This window comes from Flavitalea flava, from assembly GCF_054461575.1.
In genome coordinates this window covers 36,321-54,830 of the sequence record NZ_JBTLQH010000003.1, presented here as the reverse complement: position 1 = coordinate 54,830, position 18,510 = coordinate 36,321, and the positions used below count along the sequence as shown (strand labels likewise).

Here is an 18,510-nt window from a genome sequence, read left to right as displayed (position 1 = left end):
TAACAAGATTTATTTAAATTTGTAAACAAAAAATGAATATTTTGTTTACATTTATGGAGTATTCCATCATTCAACTTGTTATATGACTGCTGAGCAAAGGGCTGAACAAAGGACTGACCTGTTCGAAACCGTACTCCGGGAAGCAAACCGGTATATTGCCGGCGGAGTAGTTTCGTTGAACCGGAAAGTGAATCCCCATATTGTCTTTAATAAAGGCAAAGGAAGCCATATCTACGATCTCAACAACAAGGAATATATAGATTACCACGCCGCTTTCGCGCCCCATATCCTGGGCCATAATAACGATGAGGTCAATGACGCGGTGATCGCTGTCATTAAGGATGGTCTATCCCTGATCGGCAGCGGAACGAACTGCCTGGAAGTAAAACTGGCCAAACTAATGTGCCAGCTAATCCCATCCCTCGACCTGGTTCAGATCACCAATACCGGAAGCGAGGCCACTGCTCATGCCATTCGGTTGAGCCGGGCCTACACCGGCAAGGAACATATTATTCTAATGACCGGAGGGTATAATGGATGGCACAATGATGTAGCCAGGCAGGTGATGCCGACGCTGGGTAATATCGGCCCGCGGGTCTCACCGGGTGAATATAAATTCCTGCCTTCTTCTGCAGGAATTCCCCGATCTGTCAAAGAAAAAGTACACTGTATCAATTTTAATGATCTGGACTCGGTGGAATATGTTTTAAAAACTTATCCGGTGGCTTGTATCCTGGCCGAACCGGTCATGCAGAATGTTGGGGTGGTACTTCCCTTGGCCGGATACCTGCAGGGTTTGAAGGATCTGTGCGAACAATATGGCGCCGTCTGCATTTTCGATGAGGTTAAGACCGGTTTCCGGTCCGGTCTGGGAGGATACCAGGAGGTGGCAGGGGTAAGCCCTCACCTATCTGTTTTCGGCAAGGCGATCGCCAACGGTTATCCACTCGGAGTGGTTGGCGGAAAAAAAGAGATCATGCAGTTGTTCGATGCTCCCAATCCCGACCAACGGGTCCTGATTGCCGGTACCTATAATGCCCATCCCTTTAATACGGCGGCGGCTATCGCCACACTGGAGATCCTGCAGGATCCGTCGGTGTATGAACATATCGATGCGATGAGCCTGCTGTTATATGAAGGGCTGGAGAAACTTTTCATGGAAAAAGGGATTCCCTCCGTGGTGTCGCGCAACAGATCGGCCTCCTGCTCCTATTTTATGCAGGAAGCGCCGCATGATCTGCACGATATCCTGAAGAATCATGATTTCACGTTCGATGTCAACTACCGCAGAGCGCTGATTGAAGAAGGTATTTATCTTATCCCGCTCGCCTGCAAACAAAGTTCGGTAAGTTTTGCGCATACGGAAGAAGACATCTGCCGGACGCTGGAAGCGAATAAAAAAGTATTAGGCTGTATGTAGTGGTACGAACGCTATCCTATCAATAGTCTTTCCTTTATTACACCTTTCCTATCGAATCCTTCCTATGGTTGGTGCATTGGTAATCCTGTATACAATGTTCAGGCATTACTGAGTTGAAGAAAATTTACTGTATACAAAAAAATTTGTTTATTCCTTTCATCCAAAACCTGACGGCCATGATTTCTCAATTGGGTAAGTTTGTTTTGATCATTTGTTTATTAGGTTGTACAACAGCCGTCTTTGCACAGCAAAGCGTGAAAGGCGTCGTCACCTCCGGTGATTCGGCGCTTTCGGCGGTAACGGTTACCGTGAAAGGAACCGCAGTGGCCACAACCACGGACGACTACGGAAAATTCCGGATCAATGCCGGTCCGACCGACATTCTTGTATTTTCCTCGGTAGGTTTTATCGCCCGGGAAATACCCGTGGGCGGACACAAAAATATCGATGTACGGCTGACCAGTGAGGCGGAATCGCTCAGCCAGGTAGTGGTCGTCGGTTATGGAACGACAAAAAAAGCCACACTGACGGGCGCAGTAGTTTCGGTCAAAGGGGCCGATCTGGCCAAGTCCCCCGCTACGAACCTGAGCAATAGTCTGGCGGGTCGTATCCCCGGTCTGACAGCGGTCACCCGAAGCGGTGAACCGGGCAATGACGGAAGTACTTTACTCATCCGCGGTTCGAATACGCTCAACGACAACACGCCATTAGTCGTGGTCGATGGAGTTCCCGGCCGTCAATTGGAAAGGATCGATCCTTCCGACATCGAAAGCGTTACTGTACTCAAAGATGCCTCTGCCGCCATTTACGGCGCCCGTGCCGCCAACGGCGTTATCATGGTCACTACGAAAAGAGGAAACTCAGGTAAACCGACTATGAACCTGTCTTATGATCAGGGTTTCGTTAGTCCTTCCGTGATCCCGAAAATGGCAGATGCCGCTACCTGGGCAAAGATGGTCAACGAGATCAAGGAATACCGGAGCATGGACCCGGTCTATTCCGAAGAAGACATTCAGAAATACCAGGACGGCTCCGATCCCTGGGGCCACCCGAATACCGACTGGTTCAAAGCAGTATATAAGCCGGTATCCGTGCAACGAAATGCCCACGTTTCATTAAGAGGTGGAAACGAATCCGTTCATTACCTGTTGTCCGCCGGTTACCGGTTCCAGGACGGGATTTACCGGAACAGCGCAACCAATTATTCGCAGGGGAATTTCAGGGCCAATCTGGACGCCAAGGTCAATTCCAATATCAAGGTGAGTTTTGATCTGTCCGGCCGTCAGGAGAACAGGAATTATCCTACTCAAAGTTCCGATAATATCTACTCGTCCACCATGCGCGGCAAACCCAATATCGCGGCCAGATGGCCCAATGGTCTGCCCGGTCCGGATATCGAACGCGGAGCCAATCCCGTAGTCATGGCGACAAGTGCCACCGGTTACGATAAGGATATCCGTTATGTGCTGGAAAGCAATACCAAACTGGATATCAATATCCCCTGGGTAAAAGGGCTGTCGGTTACCAGTAATGCCTCTATCGATAAATTCGTGGACAATCACAAACTCTGGCAAACGCCCTGGTATCTGTACTACTGGGATGGCCAGAGCTATAATGCCAATAACGAGCCACAGCTGACCAAGTCTTTGCGCGGATATGCGACGCCCCAGTTAAGCCAGGACTTTAATAACGGGAACAGGACAACGCTTAACGGGTTGATCAATTACCGTACGACGATCGCCGGGGTACACAATATCAAGGCGCTTGTCGGTATGGAAAGGATCACCGGTGATTCTATGAATTTTTATGCAGCCCGGAGGAATTATATCTCCTCGGCAGCCGATCAGTTGTTTGCCGGCGGCGATGGACTGAACCAGACCAATGGCGGTGGCGCGAGCGTCAATGCCCGTCTGGATTATTTCGGCCGTTTGAATTATAACTATAAAGAAAAATACCTGGCTGAGTTCGTGTTCCGCTATGACGGGTCCTATATTTTCCCATCCGGCAGCAACCAATTCGGTTTTTTCCCGGGTGTTTCCCTCGGTTATGTGATCTCAGAAGAAGATTTCTGGAAAAAGAATGTGCGGGTGATCAATAACCTGAAGATCCGCGGTTCCTGGGGCCAGACGGGTAATGACCGTATCGACCCCTACCAATACCTGCAAGGTTATGCTTATGCAGGGGATGGCTCTACTCCAACGACCTATGTGTTTAATGTAAACGAAGAGAATAAGGCGATCAATGAGATCCGTATCGCCAATCCCAATGTAACCTGGGAGATCGCCAATCAATCGAATATCGGTGTGGATGGCCAGCTGCTGGATGGAAAGGTTTTCTTTTCCATGGATTATTTTTATAACCTGCGTACCAATATACTTGCTTACCGTAACGCTTCTGTTCCAAGTTCGACCGGGCTTACGCTGCCCCGTCAGAATATCGGAAAGGTGGTCAACCAGGGTTTTGAGTTCCAGGTCGGAACGACCGGAAAAGTCGGTCAGTTGACGTATACAGTGTCGGTTAACGGAGGTTATCAGAAAAATAAGATTAAGTTCTGGGACGAAGTACCAGGAGCACCCGCCTATCAGCTATCGACCGGGCATCCCATGAATACCACGCTTTATTATGAAGCGGTGGGGATTTTCAGGGACCAGGACGCGATCGACAAGTATCCGCATTGGGCCAATGCAAAACCCGGGGATATTATCTTCAGGGACGTTAATAAGGATGGGCAGATCAATGGTCTCGACCAGGTCCGCAACGACAAAAATGATGTTCCGACCTTCACAGGCGGCATCAGCATCGATCTGCAGTATAAGAATTTTTATGCCACGGTATTGTTACAGGGAGCCAGCGGCGCGATCCGGAAACAATTTACCTTTTCCGGGGAAAGCGGCAACTACCTGCAAGCCGATGCCATCGGCCGTTGGACACCCACCAATATAGATGCTTCCAAACCAAGGGCCTGGAATTTTGCGGATGAATACTGGATGACCCAGTATGACGTCAACAACACGTATTTTCTGCGGAACAATAATTATTTACGGTTGAAGAATATAGAGTTCGGTTATAATTTCCCGGCTCCCTTCCTGACCCGTGCGGGCATAAAGGGATTAAGGACTTATGTAAGCGGTTTGAATCTGGCAACGGTCACCAAACTGAAGAATTATGATCCGGAATCCAATTCAGACAATCCCTACCCTTCCAACAAAGTCGTGAACGTTGGTCTTAATTTAACTTTTTAATACTAGCCACCATGAAAAATATTTTCTGTAAATCCGCCATCCTGCTCAGTGCCCTGGTACTGGCGGTATCCTGTAATAAAGATTTTTTAAATAAAAAACCGTTGACGGAGTTCTCTCCGGACGATACCTGGAATGATCCTAATCTAATCCAGGCTTTTGTAAATGGCATTTATCTGAACATAGACAACCCTACCAACGGAGGCGGCGGTCTGCTGAAGGCGGAGTTCGTGGATGAGATGCATGACCAGTGGTTTAGTTTTTTTGAATTCAATAACTGTCTGATCACTGCGGATGACATGGCTTCCTGGCCTCATGAGACATGGGCTATTCTCTATAAGAATATCAGGGCCTGTAACATCTTTTTTGACCGGATCAACCAGGCAACGACATTCGACTCCACCAAAGTAGATGATGTCACCCAAAAGAACAGGCTGATCGGTGAGGTTCATTTCCTGCGGGCCTATATGTATCATCAGTTGGCCACTCTTTACGGCGGTGTGCCCATTATCACCAAAGCATACGGGCTGAACGACGAGTTTGCGGTTAAGCGTGATCCTTATGCCGACGTGATCAGTTTTGTCAGCAAGGAATGTGATTCGGCTGCGCTTTTATTACCGGTTGTACAAAGCGGGAGCAATATGGGAAGAGCTACCAAGGGAGCTGCGCTTATGCTGAAATCAAGAGCACTTTTATTTGCTGCCAGCGATCTGCATAACACCACTGTATTCGGAGGATATGCCAATCCGGAACTGTTGGGTTATACGAACGGAGACCGTACTTCCCGTTGGCAGGCCGCAAAAGATGCCGCCAAAGCCGTTATCGATATGAACGCCTATTCCCTGTATAAAGCCACTCCGGCACCGGGAGATTCCATTGCCAAGAGTTTTGCCGATCTGTTCCTGGTGAATGGAACGGAAGAAGATATCTGGGTACGGTATTTTAAGGTTGGCCAATACGGTTCCCCGGAGAAAAATCAACTTTCGCTCCTATCCGGCTCCAATGGTTATCATTTGTATGGCCAGGATGCACCTTCCGGTGAAATGGTCGACCGTTTTGAAATGAGGGATGGCACTCCCTTTAGCTGGACCGATCCGGCCAAGGCCTATGAGCCCTATAAAAACAGGGACCCCCGTTTTTATGCCAGCATCCTTTACGAAGGAGCCAAATTCAAACAAAGACCCGTGGATCTGATCAGTCTGGAGCCCACAGGTACCATACAGGTAGGCACCTGGCAAACCTGGAACAGCACGACGGGTGAAATGGAAGAGACTTATGGATTGGATAGCAGAAAAGGTCCGGTGGAAGGTTTTAACGGTTGTTATACCGGCTATTATTTGCGTAAGTTCATCGATCCTGCCGTTGACGGTCAGTTCAGTACGAATGGCACCCCCTGGCGTTATATGCGTTATGCAGAAGTGCTGCTGAATTATGCGGAAGCCTGTATGGAATTGGGCCAGGACGGTGATGCGAGAAACGCGATCAACCAGGTAAGGAAAAGAGCCGGTATGCCCGATATCACTGAATCCGGGACTGCCCTGCGCGACAGATACCGCAACGAAAGAAGTGTGGAGCTGGCCTTTGAAGAAAACCGGTTTTATGATGTACGGCGCTGGCTGATCGCTCCTTCTGCCTATCAGCAATTCAGCGGTGTTACTGTAGTTTATACGTTAAACCCGGATCATACCACGGCCACCGTTCCGGTGATCACCCCGTATACCGTGCAGAAGAGCGCATGGCTGGACAAGGCCTATTTTTTCCCTATTACCCGGGACGAAATGAACAAGAATAATTTGCTGGTGCAAAATCCTAATTATTAAGGCGGTTGAATTATTAAGTCGCTTGTTAAAAGGATCACACTTTAAAGCTATCTCGTTAAATTGCAACGATTATGAATATGAAATATAAACACCCGGTTCGCTTGTTTGTTTCGGCCTTGTCCCTTTCGGCGTTGATCATGCAGGCTGGTCCCGCAGCGGCGCAATTCAGGACATTGAACAAGGACATATTTCAGGCGGACAACGATCATACAATAGCCGATACGATCATCTATCACCGGGTACGTGTGAATGGAGCCGGAACGCTCCTACCCTGGAATTCCACCAATTATGGAGAGTCTTTCGATCAGATGCTGAAACTGGTATGGAAGTTTTGGGACAATATGGAGATCGATACCAATGGCGTCAAGTATTATATGAACCACCAGGTATGGAAAGCGGAACACGATGGCCGCGGGATCGGTGGAGACCAGGTAGCCATGGGTCTTTCCTCCTGGGATCTTTATTATAACTATACCGGGAATCAGGCCCTGATCGACAATGCGAAATACCAGGCGGATTATTACCTGGCGCATTCGCTGGCAGCCCCATCCACCAAATGGCCGAATATTCCTTACCCCTATAATACCCATGTGGAATCCGGGATTTACGATGGGGATATGAAGGCACCTATTGGCGTGCTGCAACCGGATAAAGCAGGGTCCCTGGGTTTTGAACTGGTGCGTTTGTACAAAAAGACCGGGGAAACCAAATACCTGGAAGCTGCGGTAAAGATCGCAAATACGATGGCGGCCAATGTAAAAGCGGGAGACATCCGTCATTCGCCCTGGCCTTTTAAGGTAAACGCGGTAACCGGCGAGATACCCGATCTGGGCGTGAATGATTTCTACAAAGACCCCCGCAAAGCGATCTACACGACAAACTGGGTGGGTACGCTGGAGTTATTCAGCGAACTGATCAAACTGCAAAAAGGGAATACGGTTTCCCATAAAAAAGCATTCGCCGTGGCCCTTAACTGGATGAAGACCTATCCGGAAGTTACGAATGACTGGGGTCCTTTCTTCGAGGATGTACCCGGCTATTCCAAGACACAGATCAATGCCACTACCTATGCCATGTATGTCATGGAAAACCCGGAGCTGTATACCGATTGGAAAAAAACAGTTACCGGTATTTTCGATTGGGTGCACAGGACCTTTAACAATAAGGATTGGTCAAAATATGGCGTAACGATCACCAATGAACAAACGGCTTACCCGGTTCCGGGTAACAGTCATACCGCCCGTCAGGGTTCCATGGAACTACTCTACTGGGCACTCACCGGAGACACGACGCTTACGCGTAATGCGGTACGGGAATTGATCTGGGCCACTTATGCAGTCGATAACGACGGAAAGAATTATTACCCTACGAACGATGTCTGGATGACGGATGGTTATGGTGATTTTGTCCGTCATTATATCAGGGCCATGGCTGCCGCCCCGGAGCTGGCTCCCTCGGATGCCGATCATATGCTGAGGACTTCTTCGGTCGTAAAACAAATTACATATGCCCCGGGAAAGATCGTTTATAAAACGTACGACAAGGCTTCCAGAGACCTATTCAGGTTGACATACAAACCCGGGAGCATTAATGTCGACGGTAAAAAATTACCGGAAGTGACAGACAGGAATAAAGAAGGCTGGTACTGGCTTCCGCTCGATAAGGGAGGCATTCTTAGTATCCGGAAAAAACTGGGAAATGCGGTAACGATCGAAAAATAACATTGAATGAAAAAACCCTAGGGAAAACAGGAGGAACCGATCTGCAAACTGAATGGTGGAAACCATAGTTGGGATCAAATTGTAAGCAGCGGCGACAGCTCGGATTTTGAGCAGATCGTCGCTGCTTTTTTTTGTTTATGGGATTGGGGTTTGCACCTATCAACAAGAGCCCCGGAATGATAAAACCCCAAAAGGCCCAAACCGGGATTTCGCCTGATACCGCCAGAAACGATGCAGAGGCCAAAAAACTGCTGAACAGGGCAGTGACATAAATCGTCAAAAAAAGGAACCACTCATGCCTGAATAAATAAACCAACAAAAGGATCAAGGATATTAGCCCGGACAATCCCAAACCTCCAATAATAACAATGGATAATTCCAGAGACCGGTAATCGGCTCTGTCAATATGCCAATAAACATAAAGTAGCGTTAGCAATGCTAACAGTATGGGTACTATAATTTTTGATTTGACGTGGAACCGGTTGTTCATGTAGGTATTTTTTTAAGCGGGAATTTCATTTTCAGAATATTTTCCACCACATGCTGAAGTACCGCTGTATTCCATTGTTCGATATAATAAAATATTTTATACTGATTCGTATTCATTTCAGAATAGATGCTATAATAACGATAATATCGCCTGGTTCCCAAAAATTCCCAGGGAACAATTCCTACCTTCTCATCGAATATGATTCCTTCAGGGTTAAATTGAATCCCAATAATTTCAAAAGTTTTATTGTCACTGAATAAAGCAAGATAATGATTCGATTTTTCATCAAAATAACAGCGAAGGATGGAATTAGCTATTTCCACATATTTACTGCTTAATTGTTTTCTTCTAACCCGGTAAAGGGATTTAAGTCTGAGTTTGATGACCTGCCCTGAAGTACTTTTAATATCAATACAGAATATTTTTCCAATATAAAATCGGTAACCACGAATCCCCTTGATACCGTAACGTATTGACTCGATCTCCTCTTTTACAAATTTAGTTGGGAGGGAGGAAACTAAGTTAGTATCCTCAAATTCAAGGTATTCAGAATCAATGATCAGTTGCCTGTGACGATCGAAAAGGGAGGTTTTTAACGTAAAAGTCCTGTTTTCAGACATTAGTTATTATTATTAGGGATGGGCCTTTTAAATGGGGGTTTCCTTTACAAAATAGAGAATTATCGCTTATTTAGCGTTTTAATAACCTTATAGAAATGGAACAACAACTTACAGCCGAATTACGCATCATAAAAACACAGGTGCGTTTGCTTATCCTATACGCGCTGACCCTGACCTTGGTCATTATGTGGCTGGCACTGAAACCGGTTCATTCCTCCGGGGAAGTTCATTTTAAACTACTGACGGCAGAACAGGTAAACATCGTTGAACCCGATGGTAAAGTGAAACTGGCTCTTTTCAATAAAGAGCATATTCCGGAAAGATGGCAGGTAATCACCTAATCTCCGCAATGGGTCTGAGTTTTGTAAGCATTCACCCAACCACGTCCAGGCTCTTCCTTTAGGCTAGGATAGTTTTGCTATAAAAATGTGACAATAAACTTAAAAAAAGACAAAAAAATGAGATACTTATTCTTTATTTTATTTAGTATTCTTTTAACATCTTGTAACTCAAACCATAAGTTTGACAAAAAAGGATGGGCTGAACAATCTGATCTTTTGAGATTTCCAAATCGCAAATATATGATTGAAGATCTTTTGAATAATTATCAACTAAAAGGGAAATCATATAGTCAAATTGCCGAACTACTAGGACAACCTGTTGTAACACCATTGAAATTCAATAACACTTCAGAAATACTTTACGGTGTTGAAATTGAATTCGGAAAGGACAGAACTCTTAACCATACCAAAACATTGAGTTTAAAGTTTAATCAGGACACTATTGTTCAAGACTTTAAAATAATTGAGTGGCGAAAGTAGAATAATCAGCGGTCAAAAACACCAGCCAAACAAGAGTAAGAGGACGTGGTACACTGAATGCTTACTGAGTTTTGATAAATACAAATAGGACTAGGAATTGGCTTTCGACCATGAACAGAGAGTGGTTGATGGTTCCATTAAACGTGCGACTCCCGATACAGCCGCCCAACAAAAAGCTATAACGCAGATAGACGTTCAGGGGGATTTTGGATATAAGCGGATAGGAAAGTGCTGACCTATATTTCGGATCAAATTTAAAGCCGACGACGCTTCGGAACGACTTTAGGTCGCCGTCTTTTTTTGGAATATTTTTATACTGGTAGCTTATCCGCTATTTACGTTTTTTAATTTCTTCTATATTGGGCAGGCCGTGTTTAGCAATGAACGCTTTTGCATTTTCTACCTTTTTTATGACAAAAGGAGATTTACTAAAGTCCGGAATATGGGGATCTACTGTAATGGATGGATGATGTTTCTTTTGTTCAGTATTTTTCATATAGGCTTTGAAATTTTCTCGCAATCGATTACTTGCTTTTCTTGTCTCCTTCTATTTTGGGCAAACCATATTTTGCTATGCGCGCACGGGCTCTTTCTACCTTTTTTATGACAAAAGGAGATTTACTAAAATCCGGTACATTCGGATCTACTGTAATGGATGGATGATGTTTCTTTTGTTCGGTTATTTTCATATAAACTTTGAAAACCCTCAAAAACAGGTTACTTGCTTTTCTTTATTATCTCCTCTATATTGGGCAATCCGTGTTTAGCAAAAAATGCTTTTGCATTTTCTACCTTTTTTATAACAAAGGGAGATTTACTAAAATCCGGGATATTCGGATCGATGGTAACAACGTGTTCGTATGCTATTTTAGACTTTGCTTTTTTCATATAATGATCTTATTTCAAATTTAAGAACTTATTTTTTAGTAATCAAAAAGGCTTCATAGTTCCTTCCTTTTTCAAAGGTCTCCCAATTATCCATAAACAAACCAAGAATATTAAATAATTCACTGATTATCAAAAAATTAACACTAATTCCTATTTGATATAATCTAGTTCTCCCAATAGTACTCCCTCTAATATATAACCTGGCATCAGGATATATTCTGGAAAAATCGATTACAGTAAATGCTACCGTTGCCAAAACTTTATTTCGATCTCCATTATTTGTTCTCGTGAAATCATCCATCTGCTGAAACCCTTCATTCCAATCTCCGAAACTAAGATTAAATAAATCTCCTACAATCTGAGAATAAATAACACCCTTTGCGATTATCCCTTGCGGACCTTCGCTAAAAAATAAATATTTCTGATAATTATTACTCGCAATAACTGGGTAATTTTCATAATTCATAATGGCAACTTCAATATCCAAACTTAGATATATCGTTCATTGCCTGTTTTTCTTGTTACAACCATCGTATGTTTATGACAGTAATCCACATGGAAAACCCAGGGATAATTGTTAATAAGCCAGAGGATAAATTATATTATCTTGTAAATAATTCGAAAATAATGGGGAAAATCCGTTTTGGAAAAGGAGATGCTACAAAGCCTGCCAAAAGTGGGAACAAAATAATTGTCCACACCGGAATTGGTTTGCCTCAAAAGAAATTTTTAACCCAGGATTTTTTTACCAATACAAGGTAAACAAGCTTACCGCCTGGCGGGGCAGGGTCAGATGAAGAACCGCCTTACCATCCTTTATGGCTAACTTTTTACCGGTCTCCATTACCTGCAATTGGCCTGTTTTCTCAAGCAGTAAGATCTGTTCCGGAGAAGGTTTTTGAGGTGATCCCATTCTCTTCCAGGCTTCATAGGAATTACTGTGCTGGTTATCGATCCGGTATTCAGTTACCCGGATATTTTTCACGCTAAGGTTGTTCAAATTTACAGCGCTGGCAGGGTTTGCCGGGTTTGCAGGGTTTGCAGGGTTTGCCGGGTTTGCAGGGTTTGCAGGGTTTGCCGGGTTTGCCGCGTTTCCCATAACCGGTAAGTTGGCAAGCTCTATTTCGATGGAATCTCCCGAAGCCTGTTTGTCCTGGTCATGATAATTCCATACCATGATCGCGGCCGTATTTTTATCGATTGAAGCCAGTGCTCCAATATCCGTTTGCCCCCGGACGCCAGAATCTATTATCACCTTTAACGGGTACATCCGGTCGCATTCTACCTGCACCCGCTGCCCGGACATCTTTCCAAACATCCTGAAAACATTCAATACAGGTTTGTCCACCCCGTTCGTAGCCAGATCCCGAAAACCATAGAACCAGGGTTGATCTTCAAATTCGAAGGACCAGGAAACTGCACCGGCAAGATTGGCACCCGCTTCATCTCCTAATTGATATTTACGGGCAAAGCTGGCGGCAGTATAACTGGAATACATCGTACCATTCCGGTAGGCATTGGAAGGGTTGGTAGCCATGCCACAGGCGGCACAGCCTTCAGGATCCGATTCACCGACAATAAGCGGAAGATCTTTTGTTTCCGGGTACGAGCGGGCTATTTTAAATCCCATAGCAATATCCCGTAACTGCGGCGACATGTTCATCCATACTACCCCATCTTTTAAGGTTGGGTTGCCCTTTGCATGAAAAAGCAGCGCCTCCAGGGGCGAGCCCTTTTTGCCCGTAGCATAATTGATTTCGTACAGGCAATGCCGAATAAAGGTATTCATCCATTGTACCGCGCCTTCGCTTGAGGTCCCCGCAATATCAAGCCCTCCTATTCTTGCAGTTGGCAATGCCCTTTTTAAACCATCGGCCGCATAATCATACAATTTAAAATATTCTTCCCGGGTTCCTTTCCAATAACCGTTCGGTTCATTCCATACTTCCCAATACCAGCTTTCCACTTCTTTTTGCCCATAACGTCCAACAGCATGCTTAACCCACTGGTATATCAATTCCCGCCATTTATTATAGTCTTTCGGCGGATAAGCCCAGCCGGTAAAGATCCTGGAATATGGTTCTCCCGGTTTCCAGTCATGCCGGTAAGGAGCCGGCCCTGTTGATAAGGCTTCGGGCATAAAACCAATTTGCGCCAGCGGCTTCATACCCCGCTGAACATACGTGTCGAATATACTGTCTATAAGTCGCCAGTTATAAACCGGGTTGCCCTGAACATCTTCGGTATAGGCATTGGTCGAGCCCCATTTTAAGGCAGGCGTTCCATCACCGGTCACCAACAAGCTATGAGTACGCACAAACACGGGTACGGGACTCAGGGCAGCCAATTCAGACAATAATTTTCTCCCGTCTTTCATGTAGGTGTAGTTGGGCTCGTCATAACCAAACCAGGCCCAGATAGGTTTCATGCTTCCCTTTTCCACTGCAAAATCCACACGGATTTTTACCGGAACGGTATCTGGTTCCCTTTTCTCCTGAGAATAGCTCTGAACCGGGAGGAAAAATAAAAAGAAAGAAAGGAGATACATTTACTATTGTTTTTTTAAGTACTTCTTTGCGATAGCCAGTTCTGCGCGGCTATTTGGTGACGAATGGCAAACAGTTAATAATTGCCGGTAATATAATACGGCTTTTTCGGGATTCCCCGATCTTTCCGCGGCCTGACCCGCACCATAAAGTCCATTAAACCGGTTGGGATGTTTTTTCAGGTCTGCCTCATAGGAGCTCAAGGCCATTTCAGGCTTATTCATTTGTAGTAACATATCTCCCAGCAATTCCCTGGAAGGTATTATTTCACAGGGCGTAACGGGATGTTTTTCTGTCCTGTCTTCCATATCAGCAGCTAAATTCATTTTTTCCAACGCTTCCTCATTTTGGCCTTCCTTAAAATGGATCCAGGCTTCCGAGGTTAATAATTGAATTTGTACCTGCCCTGCTTTATAAGCATCTTTTTGTACGGTTAGTGTATCAAAGATTGCCTTTAGTTCTTTATACAGGTAACGGGCTGAATCCATTTTACCCATCTGAACAGAACCAAGAACATGGGCAAAACAGTTGATCGCTTTTTGCCAGGGAAATTTTTCCCAGGGAAACCTTTGCGGATAGAGTTGAAGAGCAGCTGCTTCTTTCCACATTTTATTTTCGAGCGCGTACCTTGCCGGAATGGCAGCAAAGGCATAAGCTACTTTAAAGTTGACCGGAAAAACCCGGGTAAAGGTCAGCAGCGAATCGCATTGCCGCCTGGCAAGATCATTTTCTCCTTTTTGAAGATAGGCATAAACAAGATAGTCCATGCCGTGAAGCTCTTCATCCCAATGCCCTTTAATACCAGCCGTTTCCGCATAACATTGGGCAGAAGCGATAGAAGCCAGATTAGCCGTAATACATTCATCCCAAAGCCCCAGTCTGGTAAAAATATGTGAAGGCATATGCCGGGCATGTGCGGATGAAGGAGCCAGGGTCGCATATTTTCTTGCGGCAGGCAGGGCTAATTCCGCCAGTTCGGGGAAATCGTAAGTGTGAATGATATAGTGCGCAATTCCCGGGTGATCAGGTGCAAGGAGAGCCAGGGCATTTAGAATAGATCCGGCTTTTTTTTGATTCGCAAACGATTTATCTGCCGGATCGGCTGCTGCGTCAAGCGCCAGGGCATAAAATATCGCAGATTCCTGATCGTCCGGATAAGCCACATGGATTTTTTCCATTGCCTTTTCAAAATGAACACTCCGGGTGTGAAGATCTACTTTATCCCAGGCCGAATAAATCGTAGCTATGGCCTCGATATAATCCGCCTCCTTTTTTGATTTTTTGGGGATCGCCCGTGCTATTTCAATAACTTTGGCCCCTTTCTGATATTCTTCCCCGGCAGGGGCTGTCCATAATGGATGATAATTACACATGGCTACCCCCCAGTATGCCATGGCACATCCCGGCTCTTCATCAATAATTTTTGAAAAAGCCTTTTCCGCTTCATCATACTCAAAGGAATGCAGGAGTTCTATGGCAAGGTTAAATTGTTTTTTTTCTTTTTCGCTGCAGGAAACATCAAAGACAACTGTACCGAATTGTTTGCCACCTGTTCCGCAGGAAATTAGCCCGCCTCTTTTAAGGTGAATTTCATTAATGGCCTCTTTTGAAGGACCCGCATCATTTCCTTTGCAGGATACGAGTATCACGAATGAAAAAATATAAAAGGCAGTTAATTCAACCTTTCGCATAATACTCATGCGTATCCGCATTATTTATTGCTTTTGCCGGCGTCTTTTTGGCAAGCGTGAGACAATCAGGTTTTCCATAGGCCAGGTCATCGGTAAAGGCCGAGGCATGGCTGCGTTCATGTACCAGCGTGCCGGCCCGGGAATCATCACCGGTGTCAGGAGCCGCCCAGAAGGCGCTGCAAAGCGAAATGGTGTCTCCCCCCTGATACGTAAAGGCATAGGTATTACCCCGGCAGTCCTTGGATGTCCCGGTCAGGTCATAGGTGAATTGTTTGTTCTCATATTCAGACCGGATCTTCTGGTAGTCGGTTTTTACCTTTCCGAAACGGCCTTTTGAATAGGCCCCGAACCAGGTCTTATAGGGCCTGTTATTTTTCATGCTTGTCAGGACGTCAAGGACAAGCTGATAACCATTTTCATGCGCTTTTTTTACAATCAGTTTCTGGGCCGCCGTTCCGCCGGTGAGCAGGCAGGGATAAGGGCCAGTGACGGCGGCCTTAGCTTTTTTTGATAAGGCTGTTTTTGATAAGGTTGTTTTCAAATTTGCTGACGGGGGTTTTTTGCTGGCCTGCAGGGCCCTCTCACGTGCGCCTGCCGGAAGACGTTTGGTTGTTCCTCCCGTGATTTTGAAATCAGCTTTTTTGGTAACGACCTTTACCTGGCTACCGGGCCGCTTCAGGGAAGCCGTAAAAGCCATGGCAGTCATTTTTCCGGCTGCGCCCATTTTTTGGTTTGCAGGGATTTTTTTATCGGCATCGCCCGTCACCCGCAGGCCTTCTTTTTTGTAATCCACTTTTACATGACCAGGAGTGGACATATCATATGCTTCCCCCAGGTCTACCTTTTTGCTCACGGATTGGCCTGGCTCGATGGTAATAAAATCATCAGGTGTTGGCGCTCCCCTCTTAACCATGATCCCGTCATAATGAACGGATTTGCCATTTCTTTTGACATCCAGGCAATCGCTCCGCAGGCCTTCCAACGGCGTGTTCCATTTCAACAACCGGATCGGTTTTTTAGAAGGGTTGCTGACCTCGAAAATGAGATTGGCCGCTTCGTCCTTTTTGTATTCTTCGTGGGAATATAGCTGTACATGAATTGTGTCCATAAAATAAGGGTTTTAGCCTAAATATAACAACTATTTTGCATTTATGAACGTCTCCCCATAATGATCCAGCATCCGGCTATAAGTTTCGGAGGCCGCTCCATTCCCCCAATCATAGATCGTGAATTCTCCTATTCCCACTCCTTTCGGGCTGGTTACACCACCATGACCATAGTTTTCCATCATAAAGCCATAATCCTCTTTGGCAAAGAATGGCCATTTGTTCTCCCATTGTACTTTTGTCGTTGGATTTTGCGGACTATACATCATGACAAACGAAGCCCGTAACGCGGCCAGGCCCCGTTGAATATATTCTACTTCTTTACATTCCTGTCCATATTTTACGATCAGTTCGGCAAAAAGGCTTTGTCTCGAATCGTTCCATTCCCCATCCCCATTCATTACTCCAAAACCACCGAGTGCATGTACATAAATATAGGGCGGTTGCCAGGAAGCCTGTGACATCAGCATTTCATCCAATGCCCTTCTGCCATATTGCAGGTATTTGTCCGTATGCGTTAGCTTATATCCATTGAACAGAGCCTCGGCTGTCCAGTACATCGAAAGATTGTTTTGTTTGAACATATTATTACGAACCACTTTTTTCCCCACCAGGTCGGTCGATCCATAGCTGCTGCAAGACCAGTAGGTCTCGAAATCTTCCCATTGACCCACCGGTATTATTTTATCCATTAAGGCATTTATTGCCTTCAAGGCTGGCTTAAGATATTTTTCGTCCTTGGTAAGCTCGTATAATTTTAATAAAAAGGTAACCGACATCGCCGATTCGGGGGATTGATTAAGATGATCCATTGGCTTTTGGGTTTCCAGGGACAACCAGCCGGGGAAAAAACCATCTTCCTGCTGTATGGCGATCAAGGCGTCACCATAGCGGACAGCATAATCCAATAAACGTTGATCCTTTTCCAGTTCATCATACCAGCTCAGCATGAGGTTGGCGGTAACACTCATATCCAGAATATGGAAAGGAGACGCTTCCGCCTTTCTCGTATACGGGTTACGGTTGGAATTGCCGAAATAATGGGTATCCCAACCCTTTGAACGGTTATAGGTTTTGCCTCCCTCCTGCACCTTTTCCATTTCTGTCCCGATCACGCTGTAAAAAAAGCCATTGGTCTGTGGGAAAGAAAGGGCCAGTTCTTTTGTCCGTAAGGCATAATTAAGCAGGCTGCTGTCATCCTTCTTGCGGGCATACCGGTACAGACCCTGTGCAGAACGTAAAGAACAAAACCAGGCCTGGTTCCAGATGGAACGGAATTCCCGTTCATCCGGTTTGCCCGGGAAATTCGGGCTTTGGCTGACATTGACGATAAAGACCGGCGCTCCTACCTCTTTTCCGTTCAGGGTAAAATCCTGCCATACATTTTTCTTCCAGGAGTTAAATGCCCAGTTATAGGTTTGGCCGACGTATGCTCCCAGATCCTTATTGAGTAAGGGTTCCCCGGCCTGATATAAAGGATTGCCCCAGTTTTTCCAGAAAAAGGATAAGACATTTTTCCAGGGGTCAAAGATGCTCTCCTGATCATCCGCAGTCATCAGATAAAAACCTAATTCAATTTTGCCCGGCGGATAGATTGCACCTTTTTCCCGTACAAATAAGACATGTTCCTTTACTTTCGATCTGCTGCACCCGATCGTTAGTTTATTGGCGGGGGCATTCATATCCATATACCAATCCACGGCATGCTTTTTTTGTAACAGGTCCAGATCGGGAATCAGGATGATCTGTTTTTGGCCCGATGATACTATAAGTGCCGGCGATCTGAAGACATGCTGGGCAATGATATGATCATCGGTAGGCGTGAGATGCGGCGCCCAGTTAAACGTCGGTTTGAAGGAAGGAGTCAGATTGACCTGAAGATCGTCCTGTCTGACCGAATCCCTTAGCTCCCATTGCACCTTTACCCGGACCAGGTTTTTTGATTGTACCTGGTAATGAACTGTCGGTTTGTTGCTGCCGATCGAACCAAATTGAATGGTTTGAAGATAGGTCTGAAGCCCGGCTGGCAAGGGTTCTTCCGATGGATGTTTTACTTGATTCTGGCCTTGGGATGTGAAAAGAATCCCCAAAAAAGCAAGCGTTAAAAGGTACTGATTCATGGTCGTTAGAGTTTGATATTATTAAAAT

Annotated in this window: 16 protein-coding genes; 7 read left to right on the top strand and 9 right to left on the bottom strand. The window is 45.5% G+C overall.

Features of this window, described 5'->3' with window-relative positions; genetic code table 11:
• Window positions 1–82 precede the first annotated feature (82 nt).
• The 4 genes from ACX0G9_RS04855 (at window position 83) to ACX0G9_RS04840 (ending at window position 8,200) form a co-directional block, all read left to right on the top strand.
• Window positions 83–1,420 (top strand): aspartate aminotransferase family protein, encoded by a 1,338-nt coding sequence (locus ACX0G9_RS04855; protein WP_459063730.1) that lies wholly within the window; start codon window positions 83–85, stop codon window positions 1,418–1,420.
• A 176-nt stretch (window positions 1,421–1,596) separates the two neighbouring features.
• Complete coding sequence (locus ACX0G9_RS04850) at window positions 1,597–4,662, top strand: SusC/RagA family TonB-linked outer membrane protein (protein WP_459063729.1); 3,066 nt, start codon at window positions 1,597–1,599, stop codon at window positions 4,660–4,662.
• Between the two features lie 11 nt (window positions 4,663–4,673).
• Window positions 4,674–6,479, top strand: a complete 1,806-nt coding sequence (locus ACX0G9_RS04845) for a RagB/SusD family nutrient uptake outer membrane protein (protein WP_459063728.1) — start codon at window positions 4,674–4,676, stop codon at window positions 6,477–6,479.
• A gap of 71 nt (window positions 6,480–6,550) precedes the next feature.
• Complete coding sequence (locus ACX0G9_RS04840) at window positions 6,551–8,200, top strand: hypothetical protein (protein WP_459063727.1); 1,650 nt, start codon at window positions 6,551–6,553, stop codon at window positions 8,198–8,200.
• A gap of 486 nt (window positions 8,201–8,686) precedes the next feature.
• Here the strand turns inward: ACX0G9_RS04840 and ACX0G9_RS04835 are convergent, their stop codons facing one another.
• Window positions 8,687–9,310, bottom strand: a complete 624-nt coding sequence (locus tag ACX0G9_RS04835) for a hypothetical protein (protein WP_459063726.1) — start codon at window positions 9,308–9,310, stop codon at window positions 8,687–8,689.
• A 95-nt stretch (window positions 9,311–9,405) separates the two neighbouring features.
• On the opposite strand from ACX0G9_RS04835, the gene ACX0G9_RS04830 reads away from it, so the two are divergent.
• Window positions 9,406–9,651 (top strand): hypothetical protein, encoded by a 246-nt coding sequence (locus tag ACX0G9_RS04830; RefSeq protein ID WP_459063725.1) that lies wholly within the window; start codon window positions 9,406–9,408, stop codon window positions 9,649–9,651.
• A 117-nt stretch (window positions 9,652–9,768) separates the two neighbouring features.
• On the top strand, window positions 9,769–10,131 hold the full coding sequence (locus ACX0G9_RS04825; protein ID WP_459063724.1) for a hypothetical protein: 363 nt from the start codon (window positions 9,769–9,771) through the stop codon (window positions 10,129–10,131).
• Window positions 10,132–10,462: 331 nt separating this feature from the next.
• On the opposite strand, the gene ACX0G9_RS04820 is transcribed toward ACX0G9_RS04825, so the two are convergent.
• From ACX0G9_RS04820 to ACX0G9_RS04805, 4 genes are read right to left on the bottom strand one after another with little or no spacing between them, the layout of a single operon-like run.
• Complete coding sequence (locus ACX0G9_RS04820; protein ID WP_459063723.1) at window positions 10,463–10,627, bottom strand: hypothetical protein; 165 nt, start codon at window positions 10,625–10,627, stop codon at window positions 10,463–10,465.
• Between the two features lie 28 nt (window positions 10,628–10,655).
• Window positions 10,656–10,820: a hypothetical protein gene (locus tag ACX0G9_RS04815; RefSeq protein WP_459063722.1), complete on the bottom strand. Its 165-nt coding sequence runs from the start codon at window positions 10,818–10,820 to the stop codon at window positions 10,656–10,658.
• A 28-nt stretch (window positions 10,821–10,848) separates the two neighbouring features.
• Window positions 10,849–11,019, bottom strand: a complete 171-nt coding sequence (locus ACX0G9_RS04810; protein ID WP_459063721.1) for a hypothetical protein — start codon at window positions 11,017–11,019, stop codon at window positions 10,849–10,851.
• A 28-nt stretch (window positions 11,020–11,047) separates the two neighbouring features.
• On the bottom strand, window positions 11,048–11,506 hold the full coding sequence (locus ACX0G9_RS04805; protein WP_459063720.1) for a DUF6934 family protein: 459 nt from the start codon (window positions 11,504–11,506) through the stop codon (window positions 11,048–11,050).
• A 53-nt stretch (window positions 11,507–11,559) separates the two neighbouring features.
• On the opposite strand from ACX0G9_RS04805, the gene ACX0G9_RS04800 reads away from it, so the two are divergent.
• Window positions 11,560–11,781, top strand: coding sequence for a hypothetical protein (locus tag ACX0G9_RS04800; RefSeq protein WP_459063719.1), 222 nt, complete (start codon window positions 11,560–11,562; stop codon window positions 11,779–11,781).
• On the opposite strand, the gene ACX0G9_RS04795 is transcribed toward ACX0G9_RS04800, so the two are convergent.
• From ACX0G9_RS04795 to ACX0G9_RS04780, 4 genes are read right to left on the bottom strand one after another with little or no spacing between them, the layout of a single operon-like run.
• The gene (locus ACX0G9_RS04795) at window positions 11,765–13,567 is read right to left on the bottom strand and encodes a GH39 family glycosyl hydrolase (protein WP_459063718.1); all 1,803 of its coding nucleotides are present in this window, start codon (window positions 13,565–13,567) and stop codon (window positions 11,765–11,767) included. The two genes, ACX0G9_RS04800 and ACX0G9_RS04795, sit on opposite strands and share 17 nt — an antisense overlap.
• Before the next feature lie 3 nt (window positions 13,568–13,570).
• On the bottom strand, window positions 13,571–15,265 hold the full coding sequence (locus tag ACX0G9_RS04790) for a tetratricopeptide repeat protein (protein ID WP_459063717.1): 1,695 nt from the start codon (window positions 15,263–15,265) through the stop codon (window positions 13,571–13,573).
• Complete coding sequence (locus ACX0G9_RS04785; RefSeq protein WP_459063716.1) at window positions 15,243–16,364, bottom strand: M35 family metallopeptidase; 1,122 nt, start codon at window positions 16,362–16,364, stop codon at window positions 15,243–15,245. Before ACX0G9_RS04785 ends, ACX0G9_RS04790 begins: the two co-directional genes overlap by 23 nt.
• A gap of 30 nt (window positions 16,365–16,394) precedes the next feature.
• Entirely contained in the window at window positions 16,395–18,482 is a 2,088-nt protein-coding gene (locus ACX0G9_RS04780; protein WP_459063715.1) for a hypothetical protein, read from the bottom strand.
• Window positions 18,483–18,510: the final 28 nt, after the last annotated feature.